Source organism: Acetobacter pasteurianus (genome assembly GCF_009914215.2).
Classification (GTDB): Bacteria; Pseudomonadota; Alphaproteobacteria; order Acetobacterales; family Acetobacteraceae; genus Acetobacter; species Acetobacter pasteurianus.
This window is the reverse complement of the sequence record NZ_CP039846.2, coordinates 1492501-1509850: the sequence shown is the minus strand read 5'-3', so window position 1 is coordinate 1509850 and position 17350 is coordinate 1492501. Positions and strand designations below refer to the sequence as shown.

At 49.6% G+C, this 17350-nt stretch carries 12 protein-coding genes, 1 tRNA gene and 2 rRNA genes (1 of these 15 cut by a window edge); 1 reads left to right on the top strand and 14 read right to left on the bottom strand.

Features of this window, described 5'->3' with window-relative positions; translation table 11 throughout:
- Nucleotides 1–28 precede the first annotated feature (28 nt).
- A complete protein-coding gene (locus tag FCN51_RS20495; RefSeq protein ID WP_003624733.1) occupies nt 29–952 on the top strand; it encodes a LysR family transcriptional regulator in 924 nt (307 codons plus the stop codon).
- A 102-nt stretch (nt 953–1054) separates the two neighbouring features.
- Here FCN51_RS20495 and FCN51_RS20490 read toward each other — a convergent pair whose 3' ends face one another.
- The 14 genes from FCN51_RS20490 to FCN51_RS20425 all read right to left on the bottom strand — a co-directional run.
- Nucleotides 1055–2422 (bottom strand): carbohydrate porin, encoded by a 1368-nt coding sequence (locus tag FCN51_RS20490; protein WP_230844582.1) that lies wholly within the window; start codon nt 2420–2422, stop codon nt 1055–1057.
- Nucleotides 2423–2762: 340 nt separating this feature from the next.
- Entirely contained in the window at nt 2763–4070 is a 1308-nt protein-coding gene (locus FCN51_RS20485; protein ID WP_124306577.1) for an MFS transporter, read from the bottom strand.
- Nucleotides 4071–4471: 401 nt separating this feature from the next.
- Entirely contained in the window at nt 4472–5224 is a 753-nt protein-coding gene (locus FCN51_RS20480) for a maleate cis-trans isomerase family protein (RefSeq protein WP_456303871.1), read from the bottom strand.
- Between the two features lie 93 nt (nt 5225–5317).
- A complete protein-coding gene (locus FCN51_RS20475; protein ID WP_124296106.1) occupies nt 5318–6112 on the bottom strand; it encodes an alpha/beta fold hydrolase in 795 nt (264 codons plus the stop codon).
- Between the two features lie 21 nt (nt 6113–6133).
- On the bottom strand, nt 6134–6766 hold the full coding sequence (locus FCN51_RS20470; RefSeq protein ID WP_160256708.1) for an isochorismatase family protein: 633 nt from the start codon (nt 6764–6766) through the stop codon (nt 6134–6136).
- Entirely contained in the window at nt 6766–7803 is a 1038-nt protein-coding gene (locus FCN51_RS20465) for a 2,5-dihydroxypyridine 5,6-dioxygenase (protein ID WP_160256707.1), read from the bottom strand. Before FCN51_RS20465 ends, FCN51_RS20470 begins: the two co-directional genes overlap by 1 nt.
- A 67-nt stretch (nt 7804–7870) precedes the next feature.
- A complete protein-coding gene (locus FCN51_RS20460) occupies nt 7871–11443 on the bottom strand; it encodes a molybdopterin cofactor-binding domain-containing protein (RefSeq protein ID WP_160256706.1) in 3573 nt (1190 codons plus the stop codon).
- On the bottom strand, nt 11440–11922 hold the full coding sequence (locus tag FCN51_RS20455; protein WP_003630230.1) for a (2Fe-2S)-binding protein: 483 nt from the start codon (nt 11920–11922) through the stop codon (nt 11440–11442). Before FCN51_RS20455 ends, FCN51_RS20460 begins: the two co-directional genes overlap by 4 nt.
- Before the next feature lie 23 nt (nt 11923–11945).
- Nucleotides 11946–13070 (bottom strand): FAD-dependent monooxygenase, encoded by a 1125-nt coding sequence (locus FCN51_RS20450; RefSeq protein WP_160256705.1) that lies wholly within the window; start codon nt 13068–13070, stop codon nt 11946–11948.
- A 306-nt stretch (nt 13071–13376) separates the two neighbouring features.
- The gene (locus FCN51_RS20445) at nt 13377–13829 is read right to left on the bottom strand and encodes a MarR family winged helix-turn-helix transcriptional regulator (RefSeq protein WP_003624743.1); all 453 of its coding nucleotides are present in this window, start codon (nt 13827–13829) and stop codon (nt 13377–13379) included.
- A gap of 201 nt (nt 13830–14030) precedes the next feature.
- Nucleotides 14031–14107 (bottom strand) — tRNA-Met (locus tag FCN51_RS20440).
- A 55-nt stretch (nt 14108–14162) separates the two neighbouring features.
- Nucleotides 14163–14278 (bottom strand): 5S ribosomal RNA (gene rrf, locus FCN51_RS20435).
- A gap of 108 nt (nt 14279–14386) precedes the next feature.
- Nucleotides 14387–17129, bottom strand: a 23S ribosomal RNA gene (locus tag FCN51_RS20430).
- 118 nt (nt 17130–17247) lie between these two features.
- Nucleotides 17248–17350, bottom strand: the 3' portion of a protein-coding gene (locus FCN51_RS20425) for a hypothetical protein (RefSeq protein WP_160256661.1). It continues 92 nt past the right edge of the window; the window shows 103 of its 195 coding nt (coding positions 93–195); its start codon lies beyond the right edge, outside the window; its stop codon occupies nt 17248–17250.

The window sequence follows — 17350 nt, the reverse complement described above, 5'->3', positions numbered from 1 at the left end:
CCATAAATCAACATCTATTTCTGGAGGGATGAAAGGTTATGATCTCGACCTGCTACGCTACCTTCAGGTGCTTATCGAAGAAGAAAGCGTCTCTCTTGCCGCACGTCGGCTAAAAGTCAGCGAACCGGCCATGAGCCGCCAGCTTGCCAAATTACGCAAAGCGTTTGCTGATCCCATTCTGGTGCAATCTGGCCGACGCATGACGCCATCAGCCTTTGCCGCTGGCATACTCAGCCGCGTGCAAGATGTTGTTGTGGCCGCAGACAGCCTGATAGAAACACGCGCACTCGCCAATCTGGCTAACATGGCGCCTACCTTTACCCTTCGGGCGAATGATCTTGTTGTGGCCGCACTGGCGCTGCCACTCTTGGAGGCATTGAAAAAGGATTGCCCCCAATGTGAAGTAATCTGGGCGCCCGAGCTTGATGCCGCAGCATCTGATCCACTGCGCGATGGCAGTGTAGATTTGTACATCGGCGCCACAGACATGATGAAGCCCGAAATACGACGCCAGACTATTTTCCGAGACTACATGCGGGGCCTTGTGCGTAAAGGGCACCCCATTCTGGCTGAGCCAATCACGCCTCAAAGCATGGTGCGCTACGATTATATCAGCGTTTCACGCCGGGGGCGGGCACAAGGCCCTATTGATTGGATGCTGCGTAATCAATATGGGCTCACACGCAGGATTGCGATGGTCGTGCCCAATTACCATGCAATGATAGAAAGCATGAAAAATACAGATCTCATTCTGCCTTTACCGGGCATTGTGATTGATCATATCTCCCAAGACGCTCTGGGGCTCACATCTTTTGAATTTCCGCTCTCGCTTCCATCTGTAGAAGCTTTTCAGGCTTGGCACCCACGCCGTGACATGGATCCAGTGCATCGCTGGTTACGAGAAACTCTTTTCCGCGTTTCCCGGCAGGTATTGGTCAAGTTTCCTCCTTGAGGCGATAAGGAAATGAGGAATGCTGGAAAGCATAATTTAGCTTTCCAGAACATTCTCCATACTTATTCAAAATCCAGAAAATGACCTTATGGATATAGAGTATTACTTTCTATATCTATGTAGTTCAGGAAGGTTGAGGCCGGGGTTGATTTCAAAATTAACCATCAGGCCAACCTGTGCTGCATATTTAACATTCGGCAACACTCTGGAAGATGCAAGCTGATCTGGGTTCCAGATATATTCAAAATAAGGCGTTGCCATAACACCGGGGGCAACGTTCAAGCCATAGTTCAATTCCATCATGGTTTCTGAACTATTCCATTGGTTACGATAGCCCTCTGCTTGCAAAGATGCGTTCATGGAATGCACAACTTTACGATTCCACAGATAACTTTGGAACACGAGGCCTACATAATCCCTTGGGCGTGAACGGAAAGGCCCCCAATCAAACAGGCCTGCCACAAAGCCATTCCTTACTGTGCCATCTCCCGATGTCAGAAAGTTTGCCGATCCGAACACAATAAGCCCTCGTGTATCATTCGGATCTGGCTTCCAGATCATTTGCTGGGCTTGTGCATATACCGTTGTACGTCCGCGCCTTGGTTGTGCCTTGCCCCCTGCTAACGCGTAAACCTGATGCTCGGTATTATACAGCGGATCACTATAAATAGAGGTATCATACGTAAACCCAAGACTATAAGCGCGCGGATACTTATCTGTTGTAAAGTCCGTATGATATCCGGCTTCAACGGGGATGAATTCCCCTTCTGCCTTATCAAACCCCCAGTCTGGCCCGGGCCAACCATTATGGTTTTTGGCACGCACCCAAGGCTCTACTTCCCAGATACCGCCTTTAATATACGTAGAAGCTGTGGGCTTGATCAGCACACGTGCGCTCCAAGATGAAACCGTAAATGAGGGAGATGAGCCATCAATTGTAAACGTTGTTGGTGATGAACACAGGAAGGTTGCAAACTGGCAGTACAGTTCCGAACCTTCAAACTCGCCACCTTTCGGGTTTGAGCGGCCTGCTAGAATAAAAAGGTGTTTATTAAAAAGCTCTTGGTCCCACGTAAATTCACGCACCTGCAACCCATCATGGTTGCCCCATGTGTTGATCCATGACCAGTCCGAGGCATTATACTCCCAACTCCGCCCCTGCCCAGCCACATCGTCGATGATAAAATGCATCTGGCCACCCGGAATACCGGCTATCCGCTGCATATCAAGGTTTAGCCCCAACAAAGCCCAGTTGGTATAAGCAGAACCATTTTTATACCCACCGCCAACGTTGGCATTCAGCTGTGATATATTCCAGCCATTAAAATAAACACCGTGATCAGCAAGAAACTTTCCCCCCTGTGCTACTGGTTTGAATTGGAGGGAAAAGAAGTAAGGTTGCGGCAAAATGGAATGTGCCCCTTTGCCATTAGGGGCTACAGGCCCATCCCCCCCATTAGGTGCCGGCACAAACCTTGGCACTCCAGGTTGCGTAGGTGCGTGAGCAGCATCGTAATAATGCCTGTTTCCTTTAACAAAGTAAAAGTTTCCGACTTGCTCCATCTTTTCGGTGTGTTGTGGTTCAGCAAATACCAGACTTGGTAATAGCCCACCAAAAACACCACAACAGCCCATGAATTTTGTAGCACGACAGGAAAAAGAGACTGCGTGTAAACCCGTGTTCTGCATCACGTTATTTTCCTATTTGTGTCACGGAAACCCTGTTCCGGACAGTCCCATCACCTGTAGTTTTCAAATACAGAATAAAATTTATCATTCTGTATTTGATATATGAGAAAGTAAATTGTAATTACTTCAGGTTGCTTTTCGGAATCATTAGAACCGAAAGCCCGCCAAGAAGCACCAAACCTGCAAAAAGCCAGATCACGCCGGACATATCCCCCGTAACGCTACGGGCATAACCCACCAAAGCCGTTGCAAAAAAGCCTGCTATATTGGCTATAGAACCTGCCAACGCTAGCCCAACTGCAGCACTATTTCCCTTAAGCATCAGGGACGGCAACACCCAAAAAGGTGGTAGCGCGCCAAGAATACCCATATTAGCGGCGGTAATACAGGCAATAGCAATAAATGGATTGCCCATGCACAACGGAATACACGCCATTGCAATACTTCCCACAACAATAGGAAGAACAATATGCCACCGGCGCTCACCCCGTTCATCGGAACTCCGCCCAATCAGAATCATGCTGGCGACAGCACCAATTTGCGGAATAGCGCTCAAGCAACCAATCTGAAAGGTAGAACGAATACCATCATCATGCAGCAATGAAGGTGTCCAAAAAGCAATTGTATACAACCCTAGAAGTAACGTTCCATCTACAATACCCAAGAGCCATACCCATGGGCTACGGAATGCAGCAGCAATACTGACAGAAAGACTAACCTTATTGAAAGACAGCGGGTTTTCACGGCGCAGCCATTCACTTTCTGATGCAGTGAGCCATGTTGCTTTATCTGGCGATGTTGGCAAAAACAGAAAAACAGCTATTCCGATAAGTACCGGAGGCAATGCTTCCCAGAAAAAAAGCCAACGCCAACCCTCATAGCCGCCTACACCATTCAACCCTTCCATCAACAGCCCAGATACAGGGCCACCAATCACACTGGCTAAAGGAATACCTGCCATAAAAGCCGCAGTGACTTTGGAGCGATACTGCGGCGGGAACCACAATGCCAAATAGTACAGAACACCTGGCATAAAACCTGCTTCTGCAACACCTAACAGAATACGCAGAACATAAAACTGCGTGGGTGTATGCACAAACATCATCAGGCCGGAGCACAATCCCCATGTCACAAGGATACGGGCAATCCAATTACGTGCACCAAATTTAACCAACATCAGGTTACTGGGGACTTCGCACAAAATGTACCCCAAAAAGAATAACCCCGTACCCAAACCATACGCAGCTTCACTCATCCCCAGATCAGAAAGCATACGCAGTTTGGCATATCCAACATTCACCCGATCTAGATAAGATGCCAAAAAACCAAGGAAAAGTAGCGGCAGAATACGCCACGCCATTGTACTAAACAGCCTGTTCCCGCTCGGCTCGGAACGGCTAGTCTGCCCGGAAACAGCAACACTTCGCATGAGCACTCCAGATCACATATTACCAGCAAGAAATTTCCAACAAACAGCCCCGCACCGCCTGAGAAATTTATTGCGATTCCGATATGAGTAAGATAGTCGCGTACACGCCATAATTGTAAAGATTATATTTCTTTATCGAAACATTATTTTCTGCTGTGTCCTTTACGCAACGCGGTACCACACAGAAAATTTAAAACATTGAGAAAATCAGAAATGATAATTTTATTTGTTTTTCTACTTTACAAAGTAATATGTATTTACACTTCGCATGTATGCGAAATTATTTTTATATATGAAAAGAACCATGCTTACGCAATTTTAGTGTGCACATCATATTTTATAAACGATATTTGACATTCTAGGTGGAGAGGAAAGCATATTTAACCTCTCCACCTCTGTATTTAGTATGCGCCAGAAAGAAGTGCGCCGCCACCAGGCGCTATTGCTTCCAACTTCATAGCTTTCAACATGGCATATGTGGTTGCTACAGCCGCGCTTAACGTTGGTTTGCCGGTTATCGCTTCAACCATAGAAACAACGGGTAGCGAAGGCATCTGCACACAAGCCGAAACAATAACTGCATCGGCATCCTGGTAACGTAGCCCCTTCACGATCTCTGGCAAACGCTGGCAATCATGACGCCCCACATCCAGATTATCGGGAATTTCCAGTGCTACGTAATCAATAACTTCAATACCTTCGCGGCTGATGTAATCCACCACAAGTTCAGTTAAAGGCCGCATATAAGGGGCTACAACCACAATTTTTTTGGCGCCGATAACCTTCAGGCCATCAATAAGCGCACCTGCACTGGTAATAACAGGTGCAGGATGCCCATTTTCAACTGTTCTTTCATGCAAACGCTTTTCTGAAACACGATGATAGCCTGGCCCCATAGACATGGTGGCAACAAGGCAGGCATATCCCAGCACATCCAAGGCTGCATCGCTCAGTTCAAGCGCACAACGATCTGACTGTCCATCCATGGCGGCCAGTTCATCTTTGCTCACTGTTTTCATGCGCATACGTGCAGAATGAAACGTAAACCGTTCTGGCCGAATATTTTCACGCAGCTTTAACAGTGCAGGAATTTCGGTTTCCATTGTAATGTTAGAACTGGGAACGATCTGCCCGATACGATAAATGTTCTTCATCAGAACCTCTTGTGAGGAAAGTAAAGGTGGGTCACCCATAAAATGAGTACCCCCTTAAAGCCCCTGCTTTATTCAGCAGTTTCAAAGTTAAGGCTATTTTACAGCAACAGCGCTATAAAAGCCTTCTTCATTATCCCACGGGATCATATGCCCCGCGTTTTCAACGTGCACAATCTCAATGGCACTGTTCAAACCGGATATTTCAGCTTCGTCTTCTTTCTGAATAACCCCTCCTCGTGTTGCAACAACCAAACGCGTTGGGACTTTCAAATGAGGAAGATCCTGATGAATGTCTTCTGTATGGAACTTCTCAAACGAAATGCGTGTTGCCAGTTCATCACAAGTATGCAGCCATTCCGCACGTAGTTGGCGTTGCTCCTCTGTCCATGTCGGGCAAAAACGCTGCATATCTTCCGCAGTCATCCCCTTGCGGGAAAGGCGGATAGATTCTGTATACCAGTCCAGATTTGCAGGATAAGCGCGCCGGCCAGGGCCACTCACAGGAGGATCGACCAAGATAAGCTGGCCAAGATCTGCTGAATTCTTGCGCGCTGCACGAATGGCAATACGTGCCCCCATGGAATGCCCCATGAGTGTAACATCCTTTAGGCCAAGAGCTTTGATGAATTCCAAAACATCATCAGCATAGCTATCCAGATCATAATCCAGATCAGGACCTGTTGAAGAAAGACCGCGCCCACGTATATCAAGAATGTAAACATCATGATCCGCAGCAAGCCGTTCTCCTACAAACCCCCATGTAATAGCAGGGCTGGTAATACCAGGAGCCAACACCAACGGCTTACCTTTCCCGCCATACCGTAGATAATGCTGACGAATACCATTGGCATATACGTTGGCACCATAAAGAAATTTTTCTTCACTCATAATTCAATAATCTCCTGAATATTAATTAGAAATACGGGATAGCAGCGTATCCAACGGCATAACGTCTGCAACCTTCTGGGCCATATCGAACAGATTGGCTTCATGCGGGCCAATCGCGCGATCTCCTACGCAATCTGAGATAACAACAGGGCGAAAACCAGCCTGCATGGCGTCCAGCACACTGGCACGCACACAACCCGATGTTACGCACCCCGCCACCACCACAGTCTGCACACCATGGCTTACAAACCAGGCCGCAAGCGGTGTGCCAGCAAATGCAGAAGGCACCGTTTTACGCACAACGTATTCACCCGCCACCGGTGCAAGTTCTGGCACAATAGCCGAGGACGGATTGTTTTCCGTAAGCCCCAGCATGGAAGGAACCTTTAGGGAAAAGATATTTGCATCGGCACCATCATCTGCAAAAACGATGCGTGAATGTGCAACTTTCCAACCTTTTTTGCGCGCAAATGCAAGCAGATCCTGCGTACGTTCAATAGCCTGCGGAATATTTCCACCACCAAATGCTTCCGGATCAGCAAAACCATTGACAAAATCAATGATTAACAGACCGATACCTCCAACAATACCGATCTCGTTACCAAAACCCTGTTTCTGATACCGTGCCTCATCACGCATATCTTCTGTTATCATTAGGATTCTCCTACCAGTTTGCCATTTCGCACTACGGCTTCATCATCCAGCATCACTGTGCAATCACGCATGGGAATATCGATATGGCAGGCCGTGTCACGCTCACCGCCAGCTTCATTATTGGGGCCTGTAGACCATAGGAAGTTACCGGCACATGCACGTGGGTCCATACCAATGCTTGCTTCACGATCATAAAAACCCATCACAGACCAATGTGCGCGGTTCTGTAACCCCCAGCCTATATGCGAAACTGCAAAAACTTCGGGATCATGAAAGCTTTCCATATAATCACGCAGGTGGTCTGCTTCAAAACCACCTTCAATAGCCCGCACGTATCCCTTTTCTAGGTGACACGTAATAGGAGCAGTGACGTAACTTTTCTGTGGCAAAAGAATATCACCCGGCGCCAGAACAATCTTACCTTCAGCCGAGCCTTCATTTGCCCATGTTGCCAAAAAGCCGCTTGGCCAATGGTCCCATCTGCCCGGTTTATCTACAAAACCGTATTCTTCCAGAATAGGATATTCCCCCAACGCAAACGTAGCATCCGTGCCCGCTGCAGATGTAACTTTCATAACTTTGGCAGCTTTAAGCCGTGCTGAATTTTCCAGAACACGTGTGCGATCTTCTACCGTAGGCGTCATACGCACCAATACATCTGGTGGCTCTACAACCAGCAGAATACGCCCACCAGCATCTAAAATCTCATGCTGTTCAGCAGAAAAAAGCAATGTCATAAGATCCAGCACAAGATCACTGGCCTTTAGCATTTCCACTGCAGCCCGATTGCCGGTAAGCGGTGTTGTGCCAACATAAGCCAAAGGATCTCGTGAAAGAGAGGTACCGCCATTGGTCGGCTGCAAATCAAGCCGATTGGCAATGGCACCTTTTTCCTGCACCGCAAGAATAGCACAGCGCAAGGTTTGTGCATTTGTGCCTATTGAGGTCAGAATCGTAACACTCTGGCCACTTTGCAAATTGCAAAGATCCAGAACCTGACGCCATGATTGGACGAGTTCAAAATCACTTACGGGCATTGGAATGCTCCCCTAAAAAAGGCGTTCCGGTGTGACGCTGCTGGACAAAAGGTAAAAGACACATGGCTTAGTGCCCTCCTTCCGCACGAATGCGCGCAACCCGAGCAACAAGATCGCTCCATTCCCCCTTTTCCGGAGCCATGGTGCGACGTAGGAAAGCCACGACTTCCGCAATCTGCCGATCAGACAACAGGTTACGGTAAGCTGGCATCATGTTGGCTGCCTGATGTGCTGGTGATGGTGCCCCATCAAGCACCACACGAATAAGATTGTCTGGCGTATCGGCCCATACATTACTGTTCAGAGCCAACTGAGGACGTGCTCCATACAGATGTGCCCCTTCTCCTTCATGACACACTGCACAGCCTGAATTGTAGATACGCGCACCTTCTCCTTTCTCCATAGATTGAAGATCTGCAGTACGGGTCAGTATCTGTTGCCGTAAGGCTGGTGTACCTTCTGCTGTCTGCCGCGTATCAAAAGAGGCGATGTAATGGGCTATGGCACGCACATCTTCATCTGGCAGATCTTCCATGGCGTGCACAACAGGTACCATAGGGCCACCAGCAGGGCCATGATTGGGGCTGAATCCAGTGCGCAAATAGGCGTAAAGGTCATCTTCGCTCCACGGCAGAGGAGAACGTGACAGCGAAGATAATGCGGGAGCAACCCATCCTTCAGCTTCTCCTCCAGCTAGATAAGCTGTTTTCCAGCGCTCTGCCCCCAAAGCATTCCGTGGCGTATGGCATGCAGAACAGTGACCCAAACCTTCCGCCAGATATGCTCCCCTATTCCACTGCTCTGAACGGTTCTGATCCGGCACAAACGGCGCTGTGCTATGAAACAGCGTGTTCCACCCAGCCATGGAAAAACGTAAGTTGTACGGGAATTTCAATGACGTTTTGGGAAGCTTCTGTTCTACAGGTTCCTGCGACATCAGGTAAGCGTAAAGCGCCTGCATGTCTGCATCACTTGTTTTTGCAAATGCTGTGTAAGGAAAGGCAGGATACAAATGCCTGCCATCTCGGCTAATCCCTTCACGCATGGCGCGTTCAAAGGCGGCATAAGACCACTGACCAATACCTGTTTTAGGATCTGGCGTAAGATTGGTAGAATAAATTGTGCCAAATGGTGTTTCTAACGCAAAACCACCGGCATTTTCCTTACCACCTGGCGCTGTATGGCAAACAGCACAATCCCCTGCCGCTGCAACCTGTTTACCTTTGGCGATAATTTCCGCAGAAAACATACCGGGCACTGGGGGAGCTACTGGAGCAATAGGCGCACGCCATGGCAAAACTGTTGCTAATGCACTGCCTGCCACGGCCAAAGCTGCTCCTAACCCAGCCTTACGTAGCAATCCTTTCCATCCCTGGCTTGCCATAGCCGGACGGGCCGCCTCTCCACCAGAAGACAACGGCGCCAAAGGCACAACGGAAGGACGCTCTAACGGCCCTAGCGCTTCATCCAGGCGTGTTTTGACTTTTTCAGGTGTAAACGGAACATCCCGAAAACGTACGCCAGTAGCAGCATATATTGCGTTTGCAATGGCGGCGGCACTGGGTACGGATGTGGACTCTCCCGCTCCGAGAGGAGGTTCCTCGGGACGATCCATCAACACCGGGTTGATTTCAGGAATATCCGGGAATTGAATAATCGGATATCCGCCCCATTCCTTGCTTTCTACGCCTGTCTTGTCGAACCTAACCTGTTCTGTCAGCACACGGCTTGTAGACTGCACGACATTGCCATGCAGTTGGTGACGAATACCGGCCGGGTTGATCATCAACCCGGCATCTTGCCCGACCACAGCACGCGTAACGCTTACTTCCCCTGTAAGACGATCAACCGCAACATCAGCCACCCATGCAGACCATGCGGCAGGTTTGCCGGGAAAAGGCCCATGAACATACAGCGCATAGGCCAATCCACGCCCACGCAGGATGCGTTCCTTTGGATCAACCTGTGGTGGTTGTGTCTGCGGCTCCCACCCAGCTTTTGCCGCTGTGGCTTTAAGAAGTTCTGCTGCACGTGTATCGGGCAGGTAACGCAGGCGATATTCCAGCGGATCTACACCTGCCTCTGCTGCCAGCTCATCAATATAGCTGTCGTGCGCAAAGCTGTTGGGCAGTGCAGACACGCCACGAAACCACGAAGCCCGCGCCAAAGGGGGCATATCTTTTACTGTGACCCGTGCATTCGCGTAATCATAAGGGGGAATAGACGTTCTATCCCCCATCTGAGCTACAGTAGGCACTTCCGCGGGCACTTGCCCCGTAAGAACCAGCGCCAGCAACGGCGACACATTGGACGGATAACTTGTATCCAGATTATAGGCGATAGGTGCGCCATGAGCATCCAAGCCACCTTGAATACGTACTAGCTGGGCCGCACCTTTAGGCTCCCAAACATGTTCCTGAGCACGTGAAAGCTGAACACGAACAGGCCGTCCCACTGCGCGAGAAAGAAGAGCAGCATCACCCCCCACATCATCCGCACAATTACGCCCGTAACACCCTGCTGCTTCATGCCGGATAACCGTTACATTTGTTACTGGTAGATCCATTAACAAAGCAATATCGGCTTGCAGCATATGGGGGTTTTGCGTACCAGACCAAACTTTCAGGTGCCCTTCATGCCAAGATGCCACAGAGCAAGATGGCCCAATAGAGCCATGCATCTGATAAGGCCAATGGTATTCCCGATCCAGACGATGAGAGAGTTCACTCAACGTCGCATCAACATCCCCACGCTCCAGAACGACACGCGGCTCGTACGGGTTAGCCCTTACAGCTTCTATCGGATCAGAAAGATCGGGTACGGCAATAGGTGCCCATGTCACTTGTAACGCTTCTGCTGCCGCAATTGCTTGCTCTTCACGCTCAGCAACCACCCCAACAAAATCACCAATCACCACCACATCCACAAGGCCCTCAATATGGGCCACGGAGGCACGATCTACTTTCAGTAAAGAACGCCCCACGAACGGACCATGATCGTAACCCGCGTAAGGGGGCCGAATAACACGGCCATGCAGCATGCCTTCTACGCGCACATCATGCACATAAACCATGCGCCCCGTTACTTTATCTGGAATGTCGACGCGTGGATGGCTCCGCCCTACCAACCGATATTCCGATGGAGACTTCACCGGCGTCGTGTCATCCAGTTCCTCACGAATTTGGACACCACTTACAATATCCCCCATGCCCCAATCTGCCGTTTGAGACTGAGATCCTATCAGTTTTCCATCTCGAAAAGATAAGGATTCAATAGGAGAGTTTGTAAGCTGCGCTGCACGCTTCAATAATAGCTTGCGGGCCTGTGCAGCTGCGCGACGTAATGGACGAGACGAAACCTGAATAGTCTCACTTGCAATCGTCGCTCCTTGATCAGGAGTGCGATCAGTATGCCCCAGCACCATCCGGACATGCTTAGGATCTGCATCCAATTCTTCTGCAACAATCTGAGCCAGGGAAGTCGCAATACCTGTACCCAGGTCTACATGCCCACAAAACCCTAAGACCTGACCATTTTCTTCAATCTGAACCAGAACCTCATCCCGCGGGATAAATTCCCCTCGTGCAGAAAGTCCTTTAGGAGGGAGAGATTTCCGGAATATCTGGAGCACACCGGTCATTTTCCGCTATCCTCCTTTTCTAAACCGGCTGCAATACGTGCAGCGCGCATAATTTCTACATGAGTACCGCAACGACAAAGATTGTAGCGCAAGGCAGCTTTCAATGCGTCTTCATCCGGGTGCGGATTTGCATCTAAAAATGCCCGCAATGTCATGACCATACCGTTTAGGCAGTAGCCACATTGTGCTGCCTGCGCTGCAACCACAGCTTTTTGCACAGGATCGCTTCCATCGGGAGAAAGCCCTTCCAGTGTCACAATATTTTTGCACTTTGCTGCAGCATTTAACGAGACCACACAACTACGTGCAGCTTTCCCGTCCATGAGCACCGTGCAGGCGCCACATGCCCCTAAACCGCAGCCATATTTGGGGCCATTCAGCCCCAAATCGTTACGCAAAATTGCAAGAAGCGGTGTATTTCCTGCTGCCGTAATTGCATGACGGCAGCCATTAACTGTTAGAAAGACGCTGGCTGCCATAACGTCCCTCCTCTTTTCTACGGTTATTCGATTGTCAGATCGTAGATGTTGTCACCGTAACACCAGTAAGGGTCTTCTGGCTGCCGTAGCCATGTATTTGCATTAGAAATGCTCTGAACCTTGGTCGCACGCTCTTTTCTTGCCTCATGATAAGAGCGGAATGTACGTTCCAGATCCTTTGTACCTAATTCAGCAAGGCACCGGGCCAAAACGGCGGCGTCTTCCACTGCCATGGCTGCGCCCTGCGCCATATGCGGCTTCATTGGGTGGCAAGCATCCCCCAGCAATACTGAACGACCCTGATACCAAACTGGAAGTGGTGCGCGTGTCTTGAGAGGCCATTTGGTGACAACGTCAGTCGCGTCGATATAGCCCTGAACCATTGGATGAAAGCCTTTGAATGCTTCACGCAATGCTTCACGCGAGCTGGGCAACTGTCCAGCCCGAGAAGTCCATTCTGCTGGTTCTCCAGTTACCAGATAAAACTCATCTTCGTTCTTATCTAGATAATAGCACACGATATGCCGATCAGCAGACCACCACTTTGCATTCAGATCTGCGCCTAGGCTTTTTGCAGCTGCACCCGGAATAATGGCACGATGTGCAATCCACCCAGTATAAACAGCCTCATCAAGACCAAAGATTTTTTCGCGTACACGTGAATTTATGCCATCAGCACCAATAAGGATATCAACCTTTTCTGAAGCACCGTTTTCGAAATTCAGCGTAACGCCTTGTCCATCATCTGTAAAATCGACCAGTTTATGGCCCCATTTCACACGTTCTGGGCTTACACAGTCCAGCATGGCCTGATGCAGATCACCACGATGAATTGTAATATAAGGAGCGCCATAACGTTCCCGCTCAGCATTAAGCGGAATTTTGGCCATAACTGTACCGTCATCCCACTTACGGCTAACCCAATAATCAGGAAGACATGATATTTTTTCTAGATTTTTATCTAAACCATCTAAAGTAGCGAGAATTTTAAGGACATTGGGCCCGAACTGGATACCCGCACCCAGCCGAGAAAACGCGGGAGCCTGATCGAACAGAACAACATCAAAACCAGCTTTTTCCAGTAGCCCTGCCGCTGCAACGCCACCAAGCCCTGCTCCTGCAATGCCTATACGAACTCCACCTGACATATTAACTCTCCCGACCAGCAGTAAAATTACAGACTTAATAGCGTATACGCGATATATAGATGTTCAGGGAGGATCGTAAAAACGTCAAGGAAATAATTTCATTATCGTTACGTTTTTTTGTAACGTATTGATTTTTAGTATTTATTATTCTTTGTTCTTCGTATGAGATATCGTAAGATTTTCAAATTATGAAAATCATCAGAATCTCAAAACGCAAAAACTAGTTATATTTTTATGATTTTCTATAACGATAGATGTGGACGTAACGTATTTCTGAACTGTCAATAAAATGCTGATATGACAGTATTATTCTTCACAATGAGATAATTTCTGCAAAATATGAAGCACAGCAATCTGCTCACACTCATTTAACGGAGACAACGTCATATCTGTCACCTGCCGTGCTACCGGAATGGTCTCGCGCAAAAGCTTTTCACCTTCTGGCATAAGCGAAACGAGTTTCTGCCTGCGATCTTGCTTACCCTGCTCTACCTTTAACAACCCACGTTTTTTCAAACGTGATACAATGTCACGCAACGTTGCATGATCAATCGCAGCTTCATGGCTAATCTGAACTAAAGAAGCTTGGCCAAGCTTCTGTGTCGTAACCAAAACAGCAAATTGCGCAGAAGTAAGATGCTGGTCCGGAATATGCTCTTGAAAAATAGCTGTATGGCGCTGATAAGCACGCCGTAACAGAAATCCAACTTGCTCATCTAAAGCATAATTCTGTTCAGCCTTATTTTTATTACCCTTCATATCTTACTCTCCTTAAATATATATATTGATAATGGATAATAACCTCTGAAGTCGTAATGTCCGATATAAGCCACTACATACCAATCAATTCTCTACTATCATATTTTCTATCTCATCGATTTAAATGATATTCATTCCCCCATCATACACACAAAAAACCCCGCCAACCGATTGGTTGAGCGGGGTTTTAGAAACTGTGCTTGGTTGCGGGGGCAGGATTTGAACCTGCGGCCTTCAGGTTATGAGCCTGACGAGCTACCGGGCTGCTCCACCCCGCGGTTGTAAGTGTGTTGAAATTTGTATGGGTAAGATTTGGGTAGGGTGGATTGGAAGACCTGGCGGCGACCGACTTTCCCGTGGCTTAAGCCACAGTATCATAGGCGCTGGGGGTTTTCACGGCCGAGTTCGGGATGGGATCGGGTGGATCTCTCCCCGCCATGGCCACCAGGTCATCCAGTCCACCCTGTAAGGGGTGTGTGGAGGACGGTTGGTTATGAAGAAGTAGGCGATATATGGATGATTTCTGTGCACGGGCTGTCCTTTTAAGGGGACAGTAAGAGAGTGAGCCTATTGGGTGATTAGGACCAGTTAGCTGCACGCGTTACCGCGCTTTCACACCTGGCCTATTAACGTGGTGGTCTACCACGACCCTCAGGGAGACCTAGTTTTGAGGTGGGTTTCCCGCTTAGATGCTTTCAGCGGTTATCCCTTCCATACTTAGCTACCCGGCGGTGCCGCTGGCGCGACAACCGGTGCACCAGAGGTATGTTCATCCCGGTCCTCTCGTACTAGGGACAAATCCTCTCAAGTCTCCAACATCCACGGCAGATAGGGACCGAACTGTCTCACGACGTTCTAAACCCAGCTCACGTACCACTTTAATCGGCGAACAGCCGAACCCTTGGGACCTGCTCCAGCCCCAGGATGTGATGAGCCGACATCGAGGTGCCAAACCTCCCCGTCGATGTGGACTCTTGGGGGAGATCAGCCTGTTATCCCTAGAGTACCTTTTATCCGTTGAGCGATGGCCCTTCCACGCGGGACCACCGGATCACTATGGCCGACTTTCGTCTCTGCTCGAGCTGTCACTCTCGCAGTCAGGCGGGCTTATGCCATTGCACTCAACAGCCGGTTTCCGACCGGCCTGAGCCCACCATCGCGCGCCTCCGTTACACTTTGGGAGGCGACCGCCCCAGTCAAACTGCCCACCATACAGGGTCCCGGATCAGGCTAACTGACCACGGTTAGACATCAGAAAAATTCAGGGTGGTATTTCAAGGATGGCTCCACAGGAACTGGCGCCCCTGCTTCAAAGCCTCCCACCTATCCTACACAGAATGTCTCTGATGCCACTGTAAAGCTGCAGTAAAGGTTCATAGGGTCTTTCCGTCTGACCGCGGATACCCCGCATCTTCACGGGGAATTCAATTTCGCTGAGCCGATGCTGGAGACAGCGGGGAAGTCGTTACGCCATTCGTGCAGGTCGGAACTTACCCGACAAGGAATTTCGCTACCTTAGGACCGTTATAGTTACGGCCGCCGTTTACCGGGGCTTCAATTCAGTGCTCTCACACCTCCTCTTAACCTTCCGGCACCGGGCAGGCGTCAGACCCTATACGTCGTCTTTCGACTTCGCAGAGTCCTGTGTTTTTAATAAACAGTCGCTACCCCCTGGTCTGTGCCACCCGCCAATGGTTGCCCACCAACGGGTCTCGCTTATCCCGAAGTTACACGAGCAATTTGCCTAGTTCCTTCAGCATCGTTCTCTCAAGCGCCTTGGTATTCTCTACCAGTCCACCTGTGTCGGTTTCGGGTACGGTCTATACGCCAGAGCTATTTCCTGGAATGCTCCAAAAGCCAGATCAATCCGTTAAGACCTGACAACATATCGCATTCGTCACTTCTGGCAGGTACAGGAATATTCACCTGTTTCCCATCGACTACGGCTCTCGCCCTCGCCTTAGGGGCCGACTAACCCTGCGTGGATTAACCTTGCGCAGGAACCCTTGGACTTTCGGCGACAGTGTTTCTCGCACTGTTTGTCGCTACTCATGTCAGCATTCGCACTTCCGATATCTCCAGAGAGGGTCACCCCGTCTCCTTCACTGACTTACGGAACGCTCCGCTACCGCGCATATCATAGATATGCACCCACAGCTTCGGCACGTGGCTTGAGCCCCGTTACATTTTCGGCGCAGGGTTTCTATTAGACCAGTGAGCTATTACGCTTTCTTTAAAGGATGGCTGCTTCTAAGCCAACCTCCTGGTTGTTATGGAATCCCCACATCCTTTCCCACTTAGCCACGATTTGGGGGCCTTAGCTGGTGGTCTGGGCTGTTTCCCTCTCGACAATGGACCTTAGCACCCACTGTCTGTCTGCCAGGCTATACTTCCGGGTATTCGGAGTTTGGTTGGGTTTGGTAAGGCTTTGGGCCCCCCTAGCCCATCCAGTGCTCTACCCCCCGGGGTAACCACCTGACGGTCTACCTCAATAGATTTCGCGGAGAACCAGCTATCTCCGAGTTTGATTGGCCTTTCACCCCTAGCCACAGCTCATCCCCGACTTTTTCAACAGGCGTGGGTTCGGCCCTCCAGTGCGTGTTACCGCACCTTCAGCCTGGCCATGGCTAGATCACTCGGTTTCGGGTCTTCTGCCAGCAACTATGCGCCCTATTCAGACTCGCTTTCGCTACGCCTACACCTAACGGCTTAAGCTCGCTGCAAACAGAAACTCGCTGACCCATTATACAAAAGGTACGCCGTCACCCCATAAGAGGCTCCGACTGCTTGTAGGCATCCGGTTTCAGGTCTCTTTCACTCCCCTCGTCGGGGTGCTTTTCACCTTTCCCTCACGGTACTTGTTCGCTATCGGTCACTAGGGAGTATTTAGGCTTGGAGGGTGGTCCCCCCATGTTCAGACAGGGTTTCACGTGCCCCGCCCTACTCAAGCATTTCCAAAGACACTACACATACGGGACTGTCACCCACTATGGTCAGCCTTTCCAGACTGTTCTGCTTCTTCTTCAAAAATGACTGGCCTGTTCCGCGTTCGCTCGCCACTACTAGCAGAATCTCAATTGATGTCTTTTCCTCCAGGTACTGAGATGTTTCAGTTCCCCGGGTTCGCCTCGTAACCCTATGTATTCAGATCACGATACCCATCGCTGGGTGGGTTGCCCCATTCGGAAATCTGCGGATCAATGCCTGCTCGCGGCTCCCCACAGCTTATCGCAGCGTGCTACGTCCTTCGTCGCCTCCTAGTGCCAAGGCATCCACCGAATGCCCTTCTCATACTCACTCACCCCATGCACAGAAACCATCCATACCTACTCATGCAGATACAAACAGCTCCAAAGCATGACGCATCCGAGTACGTCTACTTCTTCAAAACGCTTCTGAACGCTTACACCAGAAATGCTTAACGCATGAGCAAATCTCTTTGCTCAATACGGGTCAGACCAACCCACATTTCCGATACGCCCAGACGCGCACCAACCGATTCACACTGACAAAGATCAACA